General features: G+C 58.3%; 13 protein-coding genes. 4 read left to right on the top strand and 9 right to left on the bottom strand.

All coding sequences use genetic code 11. From position 1 onward, the window contains the following. Nucleotides 1-570: 570 nt before the first annotated feature. The 7 genes from PA598K_RS32600 to PA598K_RS32570 form a co-directional block, all read right to left on the bottom strand. Nucleotides 571-1,473 (bottom strand): NAD(P)-dependent oxidoreductase, encoded by a 903-nt coding sequence (locus PA598K_RS32600; RefSeq protein ID WP_260405727.1) that lies wholly within the window; start codon nucleotides 1,471-1,473, stop codon nucleotides 571-573. A 147-nt stretch (nucleotides 1,474-1,620) separates the two neighbouring features. After that, the gene (locus PA598K_RS32595; RefSeq protein WP_128660923.1) at nucleotides 1,621-3,933 is read right to left on the bottom strand and encodes a helix-turn-helix domain-containing protein; all 2,313 of its coding nucleotides are present in this window, start codon (nucleotides 3,931-3,933) and stop codon (nucleotides 1,621-1,623) included. Nucleotides 3,934-4,050: 117 nt separating this feature from the next. Then, on the bottom strand, nucleotides 4,051-6,111 hold the full coding sequence (locus tag PA598K_RS32590) for an alpha-amylase family protein (RefSeq protein ID WP_128660922.1): 2,061 nt from the start codon (nucleotides 6,109-6,111) through the stop codon (nucleotides 4,051-4,053). Between the two features lie 110 nt (nucleotides 6,112-6,221). Next, a complete protein-coding gene (locus tag PA598K_RS32585; RefSeq protein WP_128660921.1) occupies nucleotides 6,222-7,769 on the bottom strand; it encodes an extracellular solute-binding protein in 1,548 nt (515 codons plus the stop codon). Between the two features lie 52 nt (nucleotides 7,770-7,821). Next, entirely contained in the window at nucleotides 7,822-8,700 is an 879-nt protein-coding gene (locus PA598K_RS32580; protein WP_128660920.1) for a carbohydrate ABC transporter permease, read from the bottom strand. Between the two features lie 36 nt (nucleotides 8,701-8,736). After that, complete coding sequence (locus PA598K_RS32575) at nucleotides 8,737-9,750, bottom strand: ABC transporter permease (protein ID WP_260405726.1); 1,014 nt, start codon at nucleotides 9,748-9,750, stop codon at nucleotides 8,737-8,739. Further along, nucleotides 9,747-11,792 (bottom strand): alpha-amylase family protein, encoded by a 2,046-nt coding sequence (locus PA598K_RS32570; protein ID WP_128660919.1) that lies wholly within the window; start codon nucleotides 11,790-11,792, stop codon nucleotides 9,747-9,749. The genes PA598K_RS32575 and PA598K_RS32570 overlap by 4 nt, the downstream gene beginning before the upstream one ends. 371 nt (nucleotides 11,793-12,163) lie before the next feature. On the opposite strand from PA598K_RS32570, the gene PA598K_RS32565 reads away from it, so the two are divergent. Continuing rightward, on the top strand, nucleotides 12,164-12,532 hold the full coding sequence (locus PA598K_RS32565) for a VOC family protein (protein ID WP_128660918.1): 369 nt from the start codon (nucleotides 12,164-12,166) through the stop codon (nucleotides 12,530-12,532). A 91-nt stretch (nucleotides 12,533-12,623) separates the two neighbouring features. On the opposite strand, the gene PA598K_RS32560 is transcribed toward PA598K_RS32565, so the two are convergent. Beyond that, on the bottom strand, nucleotides 12,624-13,445 hold the full coding sequence (locus PA598K_RS32560; RefSeq protein ID WP_128660917.1) for a glycoside hydrolase family 43 protein: 822 nt from the start codon (nucleotides 13,443-13,445) through the stop codon (nucleotides 12,624-12,626). Between the two features lie 203 nt (nucleotides 13,446-13,648). On the opposite strand from PA598K_RS32560, the gene PA598K_RS32555 reads away from it, so the two are divergent. Continuing rightward, the gene (locus PA598K_RS32555) at nucleotides 13,649-14,671 is read left to right on the top strand and encodes an LLM class flavin-dependent oxidoreductase (protein ID WP_128660916.1); all 1,023 of its coding nucleotides are present in this window, start codon (nucleotides 13,649-13,651) and stop codon (nucleotides 14,669-14,671) included. Between the two features lie 272 nt (nucleotides 14,672-14,943). Here the strand turns inward: PA598K_RS32555 and PA598K_RS39145 are convergent, their stop codons facing one another. After that, a complete protein-coding gene (locus tag PA598K_RS39145) occupies nucleotides 14,944-15,243 on the bottom strand; it encodes a winged helix-turn-helix domain-containing protein (protein ID WP_376739108.1) in 300 nt (99 codons plus the stop codon). Nucleotides 15,244-15,548: 305 nt separating this feature from the next. Between PA598K_RS39145 and PA598K_RS39140 the strand changes: the two genes are divergently transcribed. Both PA598K_RS39140 and PA598K_RS32545 read left to right on the top strand, forming a co-directional pair. Continuing rightward, a complete protein-coding gene (locus PA598K_RS39140) occupies nucleotides 15,549-16,097 on the top strand; it encodes a MauE/DoxX family redox-associated membrane protein (protein WP_376739106.1) in 549 nt (182 codons plus the stop codon). Then, entirely contained in the window at nucleotides 16,076-16,606 is a 531-nt protein-coding gene (locus PA598K_RS32545) for a hypothetical protein (protein ID WP_128660914.1), read from the top strand. Before PA598K_RS39140 ends, PA598K_RS32545 begins: the two co-directional genes overlap by 22 nt. The last annotated feature ends 293 nt before the right edge of the window (nucleotides 16,607-16,899 follow it).

The following is a 16,899-nucleotide window of genomic DNA, read 5'->3' as shown; positions in this document are numbered from 1 at the left end:
CTCTACTTTCTAGAGTTAGGGCGGCGCGACAGGCGCTCCGGCTGGTCGCTAACTCTACTTTCTAGAGTTAGAGCAGCGCAACAAGCGCTCCGGCTGGTCGCTAACTCTACTTTCTAGAGTTAGAGCAGCGCAACAAGCGCTCCGGCTGGCCGCTAACTCTACTTTCTAGAGTTAGGCGGCGCGACAGGCGCTCCGGCTGGTCGCTAACTCTACTTTCTAGAGTTAGAGCAGCGCACAGGCGCTCCGGCTGGTCGCTAACTCTACTTTCTAGAGTTAGGGCGGCGCGACAGGCGCTGCGTTTTCCCAACGTCGAGGCGAGCTACAACCACAACAAGCACCCATAAGGGTGCTTGTTGTGGTCTTCTTGTAGTAATGATGAGATAGATGTCGCGACGCAACACTCGACGCTCCGGTATGAGCATTCGGCCGCCCGATCATCGTCAGGCTGCTGGATGGCGCACGCCGGGACCTGCACGCAGTTGACGGACATGCGCTATTCATCGATGAGATCGTCCTGACGCCGTCCCGCCGCGCGCGATAGCTAGCGCGAGAATACTATTCTCTAGAAGCTTAAGGCCGCCAAATCTTGAACAACGCCTGCGTGCCCTTGTCCTCGTAGCCCTGCTCGGCGAGACGCTGGTAGAGCGAGTGGGCGAGCGCCAGACCTGGCGTGTCCATCCCCATCTCGCGGGCAGACTCCAGGGCGATGCCCATGTCCTTGATGAAGTGCTTCACATAGAAGCCCGGCTCGAAGTCGCCGTCGATGATGCGTACGCCGAGATTGGTTAACGACCAGCTGCCAGCAGCGCCGCTCTCGATGCTGCTCAGCACCGTCTTCGGATCGAGGCCCGCCGACTCCGCATAGGCCAGCGCCTCGCAGACGCCCACCATGCCGCTGGCGATCGCGATCTGGTTGCACATCTTCGTATGCTGCCCCGCGCCCGGTCCGCCTTGACGGACGATGTTCTTGCCCATCACCTCGAGCAGCGGCAATGCCTGCTCATAGTGCTCCGGATCGGCTCCGACCATGATCGAAAGCGCCGCGTTGCGCGCCCCGACGTCGCCGCCGGATACCGGCGCATCGAGCGCTGCCTGGCCCTTGGCCCGGGCCGCCTCGTGGATGCGCTGCGCCAGCAACGGACTGGACGTCGTCATATCGATCAGATACGCACCCTCTCTGGCGTGAGCGATGATGCCGTCTTCGCCGAGGTAGATCTCCTCGACATCCTTGGGGAATCCGACCATCGTGACGATCACGTCGCAAGCTGCTGCCAGCTTGGCTGGCGTATCGTGCCAGACCGCCCCCTCATCGACGAGCGCCTGCGCCTTCTCGGCCGTACGCGTATAGATGTGCAGCGGATACCCCGCCTTGGCGAGATGCCCCGCCATACTTTTGCCCATGACGCCGATACCGATGAAGCCTACCTTCGTGTCCCCTGCTTGCCATGCCATATATGATTCCTCCTCTTGGATTCGATCTAGTATGCTGTACCGTTTACCTTACTGAGCCTGCCTCTTCCACGCTGCGTCTTGGCATGCTGCACGAATGTAGTCGTCCAACCGCTGTCACGCCGCCGGACCCCACGCGCCTGTGCCGACCTGGCTTGGCGGCATCTGCACTTACCGCAGCGACAGCCGGTACTGGCTCGGCGACATCTGCGCAAAGCGCTGGAAGGCGCGGTTCAGGTTGCGCTCGGAGTAGCCGACCCGCTCGGCGATCTCGGCGACGCTGTAGTCTGTCTCCTTGAGCAGCGTCTTGGCCTTCTCCACCTTGGTCTTCATCTGGTACTCGATAAACGAGATGCCCATCTCCCGCTTGAACAGGCGGCTCAGGTACGACGGGCTCACCTGCACCAGCTCGGCGCAGTCCGACAGCGAGTGCGCGCCCGCCGGCTGGCTGGCGATATAGCTGCACACCCGCTGGACGATGAGCCGCGATGAATGATTGCGCAGCTCGCCGACAACCTGCTGATAGAGTGGGAACAGCACCCCGCCGAACCAATCATGCACCTCCTGCGCGCTCTGGCACTCCTTGAGCTGATCGAACAGATTATCTCCGAGCAGCCCCGCCAGACCCGGTCCCTTGTCCTCAAGCGACTGTACGATGGCGGATAGTAATACTTGGTAACACTGAAAGATAATATTGTACGACTCGGACGCCCGCACCCGCTCCGAGAATTGCCGCAGCAGCTCCTCGGCCTGCGGCAGGTCGCCGCTCCAGAGGAACTCCGCCATCTGCTCCTCGATCTCGCGCGGGTAGAGGAACACCGGCTGCCGCTCGGCCTCGATCATATCCTCGTAAAAGAACAGCGTCTGCTCGGCCTGGAACAGCCGATGCTGCAGCGCTTGCCGAGCCTGCCGATACGACTCGTGCAGCTGCGCCAGCTCCGTCCTGCCGCCGATGCCTGCCGACACGGAGAAGGAGAGGTAGCGCTGGAGCGCCTCCCGCACCTGCTCGCCATAGCTTGCCAGCTGCTGCCGGATTTCCGCCGGGGTAGACGTCGGCGGGAACCGGAAGATTGCGATCGCCTCGCGGTCATCCTTGTCGACGACGAAGCCGGACGCTTGCGGCAGCTGCGCGAGCAGCTCGGCCATGACATTTTTGACGGCGAATACGATGACCGGCCCCTCGCTCGGCAGGAATCGCTTCTCGCGCAGCAGGTTCTCCACCTTGGCGACCAGCACCACATAATGACCGGTCAGCGGGATGCCATGCTTGCGGCACTCCTCCTCCACCGTACGCATGCCGGAGCCGCTCATAGGCTTCAACAGCCGCAGCAGCAGTCCGTCACGCAGATCGGGCTGGATGCCGCGCACGTAGCGATGCAGCGACTCGGTCTGCTCGTTGAGATAGCTCAGACAGGAGCGGATGTAGTCGATCTCGTCGAGCTTGCCCGCTTCCTCGCCGCCGCTCTTGCGCAGATGCCGGCCATACTGCGTCAGCTGCTGGATCGGGTTGTACGCCATCCGCGAGGCCAGCAGACTGAGCAGGATGCCGATCAGCAGGAAGATCGAGACCGAGGCGACGATGAGCACCCTTATCCAGCTGAGCTGATCGATCATCGCCTGCTTGGGCAGCTGCGAGACATAGGTCCGCCCCTGCGCGGTGCGTGACCAGGCGACGAGCTGCTGCTCCTCGCCGTCCGTCACGAACTGGTCCGCCGTGCCGTCCCCTGACACGACAGCCTGGACGACCGGGTCGGTGCGAAGGCGCTCGCCGCTCATGCTGCCGCCCTGCGAATCGAGGATCATCCGGCCGCCCGCGTCGACGATCGCCAGCGATTGGCTGGGCAGACCGCCGAGGTATCTGCGCAGCGACTCCTCGCGCACCTGCAACAGCAGGACGCCGCGCGGCTCCTCGGTGCTCATGATCGGCAACTTGCGCACATAGGTGAGATAGCCTCGCCCGCCGGCGTCCGGCAGATAGCTCCAGCCGGCGAAGCCCGGGAGCGCCAGCGCCTCGCGGATATCGTCCGCGCCGTAGTAGTCGCTCATCCGTGCCATCCCATAGTAGTGGCTGAGCGCCGTCTGCGACGGCTCGTCGTAGTAGACGATGTCCTGCACGAGACTGTTGGTGTTCTTGAATAGCTGGAACAGATCGAGCAGCTCCAGTTGACCGAGATAGTCGGTCATGTATCCTTCCAAGCCCAGCGACTCCCGGATCTGGCTGCTGCCGGACAGCTGCAGCGACATCTGCTCGATGCCGCTGAGCAGATTTTCCATCCGGTCCACCGTCATCTGCAGCGACTCCCGGTTGTCGGTCTGGAATTGTCCGGTCAGCTCCCGCATGGAGAAATGATAATAGGCAGTGCCCGCCAGGACGAGCGGCAGCGTCACCGAGATACAGCCCAGCCAGATGAGGCGTTGCCAATAATTATGTGTAGGCAGCAGATGCATAAGTCGCGCCCGGATGCGTTGCCATAGCTGCTTCATCGCGTCTCCCCCCGCTTCCTCTCTCCCTAGTATACCAAAGTCTCCATGCGCTTCGCGCCGGGGCGCGAAGTCTGATGCATCAGGCATGCTGCACCGCCCCCAAGACAGCAGGTCGGGCTACGCATCCTCCAGCGGCGCTAGCCGGATGCACTCCCAGACGTCCAGTCGCGGCAGCGTCAGCCGCAGCTCCCCGTCGCTGCTGCGATTCACCGCCCACGAGCCGCCGCCGATCAGTCGCTCCGCCCGGAGCTCGCCGGGCGACAGCGGCAGCCGCAGGTCGATCTCGATGTCATGCAGCGGCAGCGTCGCCGTCAGCGGCCGCCGTCCGGCGCCGTTGACGAGATGGAGCAGCCACGTCTCTCCCTTGCGGAACAACGTGATCTGCAATCCGGGATACGGCGTCACCCGGATGTGCCGCTGCTCGCCGAGCAGCCAGTCGACGGCGTTGGCCAGCAGCTGATAATGCTCGCCCAGCTTGTATTCATGGAGCAGTCGACTGAGCTGGAACGGCAAGTAGAGGGCGCTGCCCGCGCCATGCCGTCGCCGCAGCGCCAGCGGCAGATCGGTATGGGACACCGGCAGCGACGCCCGCTCCGGCGGCGCGCCGACGCTCTCCAGCGGCGAGAAGGGCGGCACCAGCGTCGCCAGCACCTCGGTCTGCGCATCCTGCGGCCAACAATAAGCGACGATGCCGCGATGCGCGATCAGCTCGGTCGCCTCCAGCCCGGCCTGCAGCGGATTGGCCCCGTCAGACTGCGGCTCGAAGCGCAGATAGGAGGCGATCAACTCCTCGCTGACATACCGCTCCTCGGCGATCCCGAGCAGCTCCGATAGACCCGTCACGTCCTCCGGCAGCACACCCTCGGCGATCAGGTGGCCGCCGCCCCGCGTATACGCCGTCAGCGTCTGCACCAGCTCCGCCGTATAGCGGAAGCCCTCGGGGACGACGACGACACGATACGCGCTCAGCCGCTCCGCGTCGGCCTGCTCCGGCAGCAGCACATCAAAGGGCAACTGGCTGTGGATCAGTCCGTCCGCCCAACCCTCCGCCGAGCGGTCAGCGTTCCAGAGCAGCGCCGTCTGCGATACGGGCTCGGCCCGGTGCATCGCGCCGTCGACCTTGGCGGCGTCGCGATTCAGCTCGCTGACGACCTCGAGGATACGCTTGTCGACGATCGTCTCCGGCACCCCGGTCAGCGAGTGCCAGATCTGGCCGCCATGGGCCGGGATCTGGGCCAGCCAGAAGCGGTACTCCGCCGGCGGCAGCCCGGTATGCCGCCAGTCCATGCCGGGGCAGGAGTGGACGATGCCGAGCGGAGCCGGGCGATCCGGCAGCGAGCGGCCGAGCTTGATACAGAGCGCCGGCTTCCAGAACTCGGGGATATGCGCGTGCCCGAGCGAGAGGATATCCTGCGGCTCGATGCAGAGCAGATCGGCGGTCTCGATCCGCTCATAGAGGTTATCCCGGTACAGATTGTAATAGAGGATCATCGGCGCCTCGGGCCGCAGCTCTTTGATGAGCTGGTATTTGCGCGCCATCGTGTCGCGGATGCAGCGCGAGGCGAAGTCCGGCTCCAGCTCGCGGGACGTCATCGGCAGCGGCTTGTCGTACATCGCCTCGTACTTGCGCTGGCAGCGGCTGCAGCGGCAGAACATATAGTGCGGCGCATTGAAGAAGACGCCGTCGATCGCATAGCCCTCCAGCGCCTCCCGCAGTACCGGCTCGGCGACCTCCTCGTTGCGATAGCCGCTGTTCAGACAGGTGTTCATCAAGAGCGACCAGGCCCCGGGACGCCGCGCCCCGACGACCTCCGGTTCGCCGTCCGCGCCTCGGACGAACCATTGCGGCCGCTGGAGGAAGACACGGTCCTCGGCCTTGCTGAAGTCGAAGCGGGCGATGAAGCGGATGCCCTGCGCATGACAGGCGTCGATCACCTCGCGCAGCAGGTCGGTGTGCTGCGGCAGATGCTCGTTGACCGTATGATACGGCACGCGAGTCGGGTACCAGGCATAGATGCCGCCGACGTTAAACACCATCGCATTGGCGCCCATCTCCTTGATCTGCCGGGCCAGCTGCTGCGGATCGATCCTCGCTGTGTCGAGCACCTGCAGATTGGGCTGAATGATGCGCAGCGGCGCCTCATGCCACGGCGTCTGCGGATCGCTTAAGCTCGTCATAAGTTCTCTCCTCTCCATATGGCAAGACGCCGCGCAGGCGGACGACTGCGTCCTCCCGCTCTCCGGCGTCTTGCTCATCTAAGTCTAATCTTTCGGTTCACGTTGCCATCTTACTGCTCATGGAAGTTTTTATAGGCCTCCGCCATGTCCAGATACGCCTTTTTGATGTCCGGCTGCTCGTTGATCCAGTCGACATGCGCTTCGAACTCCGACATCGGGATTTGGCCGACGACCGCCTTCGTATACATTGCGTTGAACTCGCTTTCGTATTTCGGCCAGGCGTTGATCCACGATTCGGTGGCCGTGTACGTATTCGGGCTGATCTTGCCGACCTCGTCGAAGTGCTCGACCTCGGCGATCTTGGCATCGTTGTACGCCTTGTCGCCGGAGGCACTGATGACCTTGCCGAACTTGTTGTACGTCAGCACGCCCGCGCCCTTGCTCGTCGTATTCACTTCCTTGACGCCCTGCTCGGTCAGCACCTTCTGGCCGTCCTCGACAGTGTGATGGACGCCCTCGATGCCATAGTAGGAGAAGTCCGACACTTCCTCGGACGCCGTCAGCTCGAAGTATTCGAGCAGCCGCTTCACCTTCTCCTCCGGAACCTTCTTGGAGATGTAGAAACCGCCGGCCACGCCCGTCTCCAGCGCGACAGCGTCGCCGCCTGGTCCCTGGAGATGGAGATTCAGGATCTTGGCGTCGGCGTCGCCGGACTGGCGCATCGCATTTTCCCAGTCATGATCCCACCAGATCGGCCGACCGTACGAGGCAGCCCGGTTCGTCTTGAACAGCTCCTCCGCCTGCGATTCCTTCATGACTGCGTACTCTTGCGACATCAGCCCTTGCGCATACAGTCCGCGGAACCACTCGGTCATCCCGATGCTCTGCGGCGTCAGACGCGGGCTGATCAGACCGCCTTCGTCGTTGTAGGTCGGCTCGAACAGGCCAAAGCCCGCCTGGAACGACGCGAACGGATCATTGACGTAGAGCAGGCCGACTGTGTCCTTGCGGCCGTTGCCGTCCAGATCGGCGTCGACGATCTGCTTGAGCGCCGCCTCGTATTCCTCGAAGGTCGTCGGGACCGGGATGTCCAGCTTATCCAGCCAGTCCTTGCGGATCTTGATGCCGCCGTCGATCCGCGAGCGCGAGCGCGGCAAGCCGTACACGCGGCCGTCGACGCTCAGATATTTCAGCGCATCCTCGGCCAGATTGTCGCGCAGATTGGGGTACTCGCTCATATCGCCGAGGAAGTCGGTCAGGTCCCAGAATGCGCCGTTTTTGATCGCTCGCATGAAGGTCGGCCGGTTATTGAACTGGTAGGCCACAACCTCCGGCAGATCGCCGGACGCCAGCAGCAGATCGAGCTTGGCGTTCAGATCGCCGGACGGCACCCACTCGACATCAAGCTTGGCGTTGGTCATCCGCTCCCACTCGGTCCAGTATTCGTTGTTCATATCGGGGATCTCGTTGTACAGTCCGGCGAACATCTTGATCGTCACCGGCTCCTGTGCGCCCGCCTCTTGATTGCCAGGGGTCGCGTCTGTGTTGCCGGTCCCCTCCGGGGCCGGGGTGTTGCCTGTGCCGCTGCATCCGGCGAGCAACGTGACGGCCAGCGCCATCGAGACGCCGGCATGCAGTCCTTTTTTCCATGATACCATCGTTAGTCATCCTCTCTGTAGGTGGAGATTTTATGAAGTTTTACTAGACTGCCTACCCCTTGACCGAACCCAGCATGACGCCTTTGGCGAAGTGCTTCTGCAGGAACGGGTAGACGAGCAGGATCGGCAGCATCGACAGCACGATCGTCGCCATCCGGATCGTCTCCTGCGGCATGACCGCCTCGTCGCTTGAGCCCGCCTGCGCCACCGCCACCGAGTTGGCGTCGATGACGAGCGTCTTCACGAACAGCTGCAGCGTCCATTTGCTGGAGTCGGACAGGTAGATCAAGGCGTTGAAGAAGGTATTCCAGTGCATGACTGCAAAAAACAGCGTAAAGGTCGCGATCGCCGGCTTTGACAGCGGGATGACGATCCGCATGAAGACGCCCATATCCGAAGCCCCGTCGATCTTGGCCGCTTGCTCCAGCTCACCGGGCAGCGAGTCGAGGAAGCTCTTGATGACGATCAGACTCCATGCGTTGGTCAGCGACGTCCAGATGAGCGCCCAGTACGAATTGAGCAGCCCCAGCTCCCGCACCAGCAAGTAGTTGGGGACGATGCCAGCGCTGAAGACGAGCGTGAAGATGACCATGCCCATCAGCGTCTTGTACCCCGGCAGCGTGCGCTTCGTCAGGCCGTAGGCCATCGTGAACGAGACGACGATATTGAGGATCGTACCGATCACGGTAATGTACAAGGTGCTGTACAGCGCATTGAGAAAGCTGTTGGTCGACAGGATATAGCGATACGAATCGAGCGACCACTGGTCAGGGAACAGGTAAAACTTCAGCGGCACATAGGCCTTCGGATCGGTAAACGACACGCTGAACACGTAAAAAAACGGAAAGATGCACAGCAGGGAGATGAGGCCGATCAGGATATAGTTCACCCAATCGAAGACGGTCAGTCTTTTTTTCTGTACGAAGCTCATCGGCCAAAGCCTCCTTGATTCAATAGAAGTAGTCGATCAGTAGATGCCCTCGTAGCCGAGCCGCTTGACGATCGTGTTGGCGATGACGATCAGGACGAGCCCGACCAGCCCCTTGAACAGACCGACGGCGACCCCGATACTGATCTGCCCCTGCAGGATGCCGAATGTATACGCGTACGTGTCGAACACTTCGGCGACCGACATGACGAGCGGGTTCATCATGAGCAGGATCTGCTCGAAGCCCGTATCCATCATATTGCCGAGCCGCAGCACGAGCAGGATGACGATCGTCGGCCGGATCGCCGGCAGCGTCACATGCCAGATCTGACGGAACCGCGACGCGCCGTCGACGACGGCCGCCTCGTAGCGGGACGGATCGACGCCAGCCATCGCCGCCAGGAAGATGATCGTCCCCCAGCCGGCCTCCTTCCACATCACCTGCGCGGTGATAAGGCCCCAGAAGTAGTTGGGATTGGACAGGAACGAAATCGTATCGCGGCCCGACTCGGCGATCAGCTTGTTGACGATGCCTACATCGGCCGACAGGATAAAAAAGGTCATACTCGCCACGACAACCCAGGAGAGGAAGTGCGGCAAATAAACGATCGATTGGTTGAAGCGCTTGAACCCTTCGTGGCGAATCTCGTTGAGCATCAAGGCCAGCAGGATCGGCACCGGGAAGTGGAAGACCAGCCCGATCATATTAATCATAAACGTATTGCGCAGCATGATGTAAAACTTCGGATCGTTGAACAGATCGACAAAGTGCGCAAAGCCGACCCACTCGCTCCCCGCGAAGCCGAGATACGGGTTGAAATCCTTGAGCGACAGCAGCAGTCCCCACATCGGTACAAACTTGAACAGGATGAAGAACAGCACGCCCGGCAGGATGAGCAAATAAATCGTCCGATGCTGCTTGATGCGGCTCCACAGATTGCCTCCACTGCGACCGGGGGAGACTTTCGGTGACGTTGGTCCGCCTAGCTTGGCTCCGCTGGCCTGCCCGGCTGGGCCGGGCTGACCAGCTTGACTGAGATTTGCAGTTTTCATCGAGTTCCCCCCTTAACAGCTCCAGTCTCGCCGCAGACGATCCGGACCGCCTCGTAGCGGCCTTCGCAGCCGAGCTCCAGCACCGCGCCATCCGGCGTATGCTGCACAGGCACCGGCTCGCCGGTCCGCAGACGATAGGCCTGCGCCATCTCTGGCACGCCGCGTATCGTATAGCGCATCGGGGCGAGCGGCAGCGACTCGGTATAGGTCGTGCCGTTGTAGCCGGACAGGTTCACCAGCTGCAGCAGCAGCTCCGACTCGCTGGCCTCGCCGCCGTCCTCGATCCGGTGCAGGAACGTCTCGACGACCGACGGCGCATCCGTCAGCAGCGACAGCTGGCCGTCCAGCAGCTGCTCCAGCACGTCGGCGACGACATGCTTGTGGTCCTCGTAGCCGTGGCGAGCGTACAGCGTCCCCGGGGCAAAGGCATAATACGCAGCGCTGCCTGTGTCTCCCGCCCCTCGGAGCAGGCCGAGGCCGAAGCGGCCGTCGCAGCGATGGCCGTACGCCCGCTCCGGCGGGCCGAAGCTCGCCGTCTCGATGTACGGCAGCAGCGCCTCTGCCGTCTCGTCATCATACCGCAGCTCGGCGAACGCATCGCCGCCGATCACCCAGCCGCGATCGGCCAGACTGCGGAAGCGGCCGCTGTCGCTCGTATCGAAGTACGAGGCGGTTACGTCGCGCTCGATGCCGACACAGGTCGCGCCGAACAATCGCCGCAACGCCTCCTCATCCTCCGCCAGCGCCAGCCCGGTACCGATCAGATGCAGGCCCGCCTGCCGCAGCGACGCCAGCGCCTCCGTCTGATCTCCGGTCAGCCGCCGTACGCCCGGCAGGATGACCGCCTTGGAGCGCTTGATCTGCTCGAGCTGCGGCACGAGTCGCTCCTCGGTGACGACGGCAAACGGGATATGGCGCTCCTTGAGCATCTTGAACAGGCCGAGGTACTCGTCGCGGGCTACGCCATGCTCCGGCTTGACGAGCGTCACGTCGACCACCGGACTCAAAGCGTTATACATCTGCTCATGCGCATGATGGAGCCGGAATACCTCCTGCGCCGAAGCGAAGTTGGCCCGATCCGGATAACCTTCGAAGACGCCGATGATGCAGAAGTCCAGATTGGAGCCATTGGCCAGATTTTCATAGAGCCGCACCTCGATCTCATGCCGCGATACGCCGGTGAACCGGTAATTCAGATCGATTGCGTTGATGCTGCAATTGCTGGCCCATTTGTCCGGGTAGCTGCCCTCAACCGAGGCGACATTTTCCGAAGCCGAGTAGAGCCAGAGCGGATAGGGACGACGGAGCGCGGTGTTGGATTCCTTGCGTACGAGATCCACTTTATGGGGATGATACGTACAGATAGCCACCTCCGGGCGCTTCGCCTTGACTGCGTCGTGGATCCGCTCCAACACTTCGCGAGCTGTATAATCCTGGAACTCCCGGTACCGTTCATGCAGCGGGTGCCCCGCCCCGTCATAGACGAGCAGATCCTCGCCGCAATACTCGCGGAAGCGCCGGACACAGTTGTCGCAGTAGCACGGACCATAATGATTGCCGCTATAGTCCCAGTGTTGGTAGCCGAACATATTGAAGAAAATGCCGTCCACCTCGTAGCTCGTAATGACCTCGTCGATCATCCGGAGCGACAGCTGCTGCTGGTATTCGCTGTTGAGACAAGTGTGGACGATGCCATGGTAGTTGACCTCGCGTCCGTCCCGCGTTCGGTAAAACCACTCCGGGTTGCTTGCGAACAGACTTTCATGCGCCTTGCTAAAGTCGAACCGAGCGATGAAGCGCATGCCGTTGCGATGCGCCTGCTCGACGGCTTCGCCGAGCAGATCCTTTTTCAGATAAGGCGTCTTGTATTGGAAGGGCAGCTTCGTCGGGTAAAAAGCGAACATGCCTCCCGCGTTCATCATTAACGTATTGGCTTCATAGCGCTTTAGCTCCTCCATGAGCTGATCGACATCCAGATCGGCATCGATCTCGCGCAGATTGTTCTGGATCATACGCAGCCTTTGCTTGGTCCACCAAGTCACGTTGCAACCTCCTTTGCCATTCATTGCCCCCATTATATCGAGGCTGCGACAGGCATCCCACAGACAGTTTTTGTACTGGACGCTCTGCAAGAAGTGACCGATCAGCCCTATGTCGCTGTGCGACCATTGCCCGGGAAATAGCGCTTGCTCGCCACGAGTCGACGGCTTGGGACAGCAACCGACAGCAAGATCTGTCTTATAGTTGAGAGAAGTCGGGATAAGTCAATATCTCCCCGGCAAAGCCTCGTCATCACAGACGGCAAGTCCCGTCGCGACCAACGCCCTAGCGTCAAAGGCGACGGAGATCGGGTAATACGAAAGAAAGCGAGTCTTACTACCTACCCATAGTAAACACAAGGAGGAAGGGAATTATGTTAAGTGCAAGTCCGTTCATCATCGTCGACAGCGTGCGCGACGCGCTCGATTATTATCAGCCGATCTTCGGCGGCGAGGTCAAGCTGCTCAACGAAAACAAGGGCACGATCTATCATGCGGAGCTCCATCTGGGCGAGAGCCTGATTCACTTCGCATCGTCCTACGGCCGCATCCCGAAGGGAGAGCATGTGCGGGTCATTATGCAATTCGACAATGAGGAAGAAATTACGCGCGTATTCGAGTTGTTGGCCAAGGAGGGCACGGTCGTCGTGCCGCTGGAGGATACGTTTTTCGGGGCGTTGCACGGAGAAGTCGTCGATGCCCATCAAGGCATCTGCTGGGTGCTCAATCATTTCCGCTCCTAAGTTCCAAGAGCGAGACAAAGCCGGTCTTCCCGAGAGGAAGGACCGGCTCTGTTGTCTGGAGATTCGTGTAGGGCAATCATCAATGATGCAGCTAGCGTCGAAACACAGCGCCATGCCGCGCTCCGATCGGCAAGTGGACTTGCGAGCTGATATCCTCCCATGACTGCAGATCTGCCGAACGATAAGCGCCATAATAATGCTCCTGAAAGCCGTCGACGAGCATGATCCACTCCTTCGCCCCTTCCTCTCCGATCTCGTAGAGGGTCGGACCTTCGGTGAGCGGCGCTGTCAGCAGCTCGGAGATGTCTTCGATCCGGGGACAATCATGTCCATCCTTGGCGAACGTGCAAGAGCGGATCGCCTTGTAGTCGGTATCCGGCTCATTGACGCCGCGCTCGTCCTTGAAGAGCATGTAGTAGCGCTCCCCCAGATCGACGACGCAGGCGTCGATGACATTGTACCCCGGGTCAAAAAATAGCGTTGCCTCGGCATACGTGTCGAAATCACGTGTCGTCGTCGACCAAATCCGGTGATTGCGCGGACCGTCGCCGACCGTCGAGGACCAGACGATCCGATACGCGTCCGCCCCTTCATCATAAAAAATCTCGGGCGCCCATACATTCTGGGTCTGCGGCAAATGCTCCATCACCGGGATCAGCTTGGCCCCTTCCCAGCTCAGCAGGTCCGCCGAGCGGGCATAGCCGATGCTGCGGCTGCGCCAGCCGTCGGTCCAGACCAAATGATAGAAGCCGTCGCGCCCGCGCATAATAAAGGGATCGCGTATCTGACGCGTACCCAGCTCAGAGCCGAAGATCGCCTGACCGTCATTCCACACTTCCCAGCTGTAACCGCCTTCACTGCCTGCCAGATAGAGTCGCTCGTCATCTTCCCTGAAGTAACTGAATACCAGCATCGGAATCGCCCCTTGTGTCGTTTGCTTGTCGGTGCCATTGTAGCATACCCTACTACGAAAGCCTACCCTGCCCGTTCGCCTTGTGCTGGGTGAACGGTAGGTGTACAATAATATTTATAGTAGCTCACAAAATTAAGACTAGCTTGTACAAACGGACAGCAGCTAGCCTATCATAACCGTTATGCCAAGGAGGCGACTCATACATGAACGAATCCACTGCCCGCAAACCGCTATCGCTGCTTGATCTGGCCCCGATCCTGCAAGGCCAGACAGCTAGCGAGGCATTCGAGCGCACGCTCGACCTCGCCCGTCACGCCGAAGACTGGGGCTACCACCGCTACTGGCTGGCCGAGCATCACAGCATGCCGGGCATCGCCAGCTCGGCCACCTCGGTCGTCATCGGCTATGTAGCCGCCGGCACCGAGCGGATCCGCGTCGGCTCCGGTGGCATCATGCTGCCCAATCACGCGCCGCTTATGATCGCCGAGCAGTTCGGCACGTTGGAGTCGATGTATCCGGGACGGATCGACCTCGGTCTCGGCCGCGCGCCCGGCTCCGACCAACCCGCCGCACGAGCGATCCGTCGCGGCCTGACAGCCGGCGGACACGACTTTCCCGAGCTGCTGAGCGAGCTGCGCGCCTACCTGGACCCGTCCCGGGAGGGCGGCGCTCCGGGCGTCCACGCCGTGCCGGGCGAAGGGCTCGACATCCCGATCTGGCTGCTCGGCTCCAGCGGCTTCAGCGCTCAGCTGGCCGGTCAGCTGGGGCTGCCGTTCGCCTTTGCCAGCCACTTCGCCCCAGACTACCTGCTGCCGGCGCTGCAGCTGTACCGCAGCAACTTCCAGCCCTCCGGGGCGCTGGCGCAGCCATATGCGATGGTCGGCGTCAACATCATCGTCGCCGATACCGACGCTCAGGCGCGCTACCTGGCCACCTCGCAGGAGCAGCAGTTCCTGAACCTGATCCGCGGCGGCACCAGCCCGCTGCTACCGCCGGTCGACGATATGGAGCCGCTCTGGACGCCGCAAGAAAAGGCACTCGTGCGCGGCAAGTTCGGCTACTCGATCGCTGGCGGGCGAGAGACGGTCGCCGAGCGTCTGCGGGCGATCCTGCGTGAGACCGCAGCCGACGAGATCATCGCCACCGCCCAGATCTACGATCACCAGGCGCGGCTCCGCTCCTTCGAGATGCTCGCCGACATCTGGCGCGAGGTGCAGGAGGGCTAGTGCTAATGCCCGGGTGACCCGGGGCTTAAGGGCAATGATCTTGGCTTCTACTTGTCCAGTATTATGGTTTCGAGCGGAATGAGGCTTTTCTTCCGTCAACTGAGTCTTTCCAGCCCAATTCGATGTACGCTTTACGGAACCTATCAATTGGAACTGCATCCGCTGAATGAGTAGGATGTTGAGGTAGTCACATTGGCTACCTCTTTTTGGGCGGATCATGTCCATCAATTGATAGGTTACAGTCGTTTTCGCGCCAAAAGCATAGCCTCTATCTATGGAATCTCACTATACAAAATATAGCCTTTTCTACGTAATGTAATTAAATGTTTTGGATGTTTTGGATTGTCTTCAATCTGTTTTCTTACTCGATGAATCAACATATATAGTTCCGAATTGTCCACCATATGAGTTAGCCAAATATACTGAATAAGGTCTTTCGATGAAACTATTTGATTCATTTGGACGGCCAATCTGTAAATAAGTCGATACTGTAGACGAGAAAGAGAAATTGGGAGTTGTCTTTTTAGAACTACCTGTCGATCTAAATCCAAATAACAATCAGAACTAATCATAATGCGGTTGTATTCCCTCACAATAACCTCTCCTTTCAGCCTCAACATTATGTAATAATACTTTCCAATTTCATATACGAATTACCTTGGAAATATGTTTCGAATTTTGGCAATAGATAGTTTTCTGAATTTCAGGTTTAAGATGTATTCCTAAAAAGCTTTCAATTCCACCGGAGAACTCGCTTATTTCATGATAGGATCGTTCACCTAAATAGCCCAAACATTTACAACTTGAAAGGTTTTCGACAAAGAATTTGTTGTATTCTATTACATATAGACACAAACATTTTCCAAGTATAAAGGAGATGAGGACTGTGAGTTCTCACTTTTTTGCACTATCATTCGCTCTATATTTCTTCATTTCATCCATCTCGAAACTTTTTGCAGTAAGAAGTTTCAGAAAAACCCTTGAAGACATTGGAATTAAAACTAATCTGATACCATTCGCATTATTATTAATTCCTTTATCGGAGTTAATAGTATCAATTTCAGTATTAATTGAATCTGTACGTTTATGGGGACTCATTCTATCTATGATTTTGTTACTCAGCTTCTTGGGAATCACCAAAATAACGAATAAAAAACAATCGCAAGTCAAATGCAACTGTTTAGGTGGATTAACAAATGAGAAGATAGGTACTGGAACCTTGATAAAATTAGCTTCGCTTATTCTAGTCAACATATATTTGTTCTTTATACCCAAATTACTTTGGAGTTCTATACAGAGGGACGAACTGTTCCTTTTATGTCTTTCTAGTGTGGGAGTTATTCTTATATACATACTTCTCACGTATTATCGCAATGAAAATTTCAATGAAAAGGAGAATGAGAATTGGAGGGTATATGGGGACTAAGTTATTATCTGTTATGGCTACTTGTCCTTTTTAACACTGTGTTCCTAGTTAGGGTACTCAGGTCTTCTCATAATAGAGCAACCGCAACCCCCTCTTCCTTGCAAAATCATGGGATTGATATTTCGGAGAAATTTGAAATTCATCATTTGCACACCCTATCAGGTGCCGAAATAAAGGAAAATCAGTTAGAATCAGCACTTATTCTCTTCACTTCACCAGGTTGCAAAGCATGTGAGTCATTATATGATTGGGTCAAATCAAGGAAAGATTCTTTTCAAATTCTCCTACTATCAGATAGTGGAATTCACCCTAAGATTATTGAATATCACTTGGAATCAATTACTTGCCAGATCAACAAAGAACAAATTGAGCTTTACCGCACAAACATTTTTCCTTTTGCATACTTGCTTTCATCGGATAGACATGTAGTAACTAAGGGAGCTGTTGTAAACCTTGAGAAACTTGAACAACTCCTATTAAAATCACAAAAGTCGAGGTTAATAGGGTAGTTCATAGAACTATAATGAAAGGAGGTGAGGTCGGTATGTTTTGCGCAAAAACAGGGGAGATTTGTTCTGGTGGTAATACTTACTCTGTTTGGGTATGTCAAGACAGCACCCGTTTATGGACAGAGTATCGCTTCGAACGCCTTGGATGTCTTGTATAGTCATTAAAGATCATTTTCACAAAGAAGAGGAAGTTCTATTATCCTCTTCTTTTTATTTTCATACGCACTTTGCCAAATTAGGTACAGTTAGCAGTTTGGAGGGCACTCTGAGGTAAGAACCAAGTAGACTCGTAA

Origin of the sequence: Paenibacillus sp. 598K (genome assembly GCF_003851045.1) — a bacterium.
Taxonomy (GTDB): Bacteria; Bacillota; Bacilli; order Paenibacillales; family Paenibacillaceae; genus Paenibacillus_D.
Note: the sequence above shows the minus strand (reverse complement) of the source record. Positions and strands in the feature narration are given on the sequence as shown.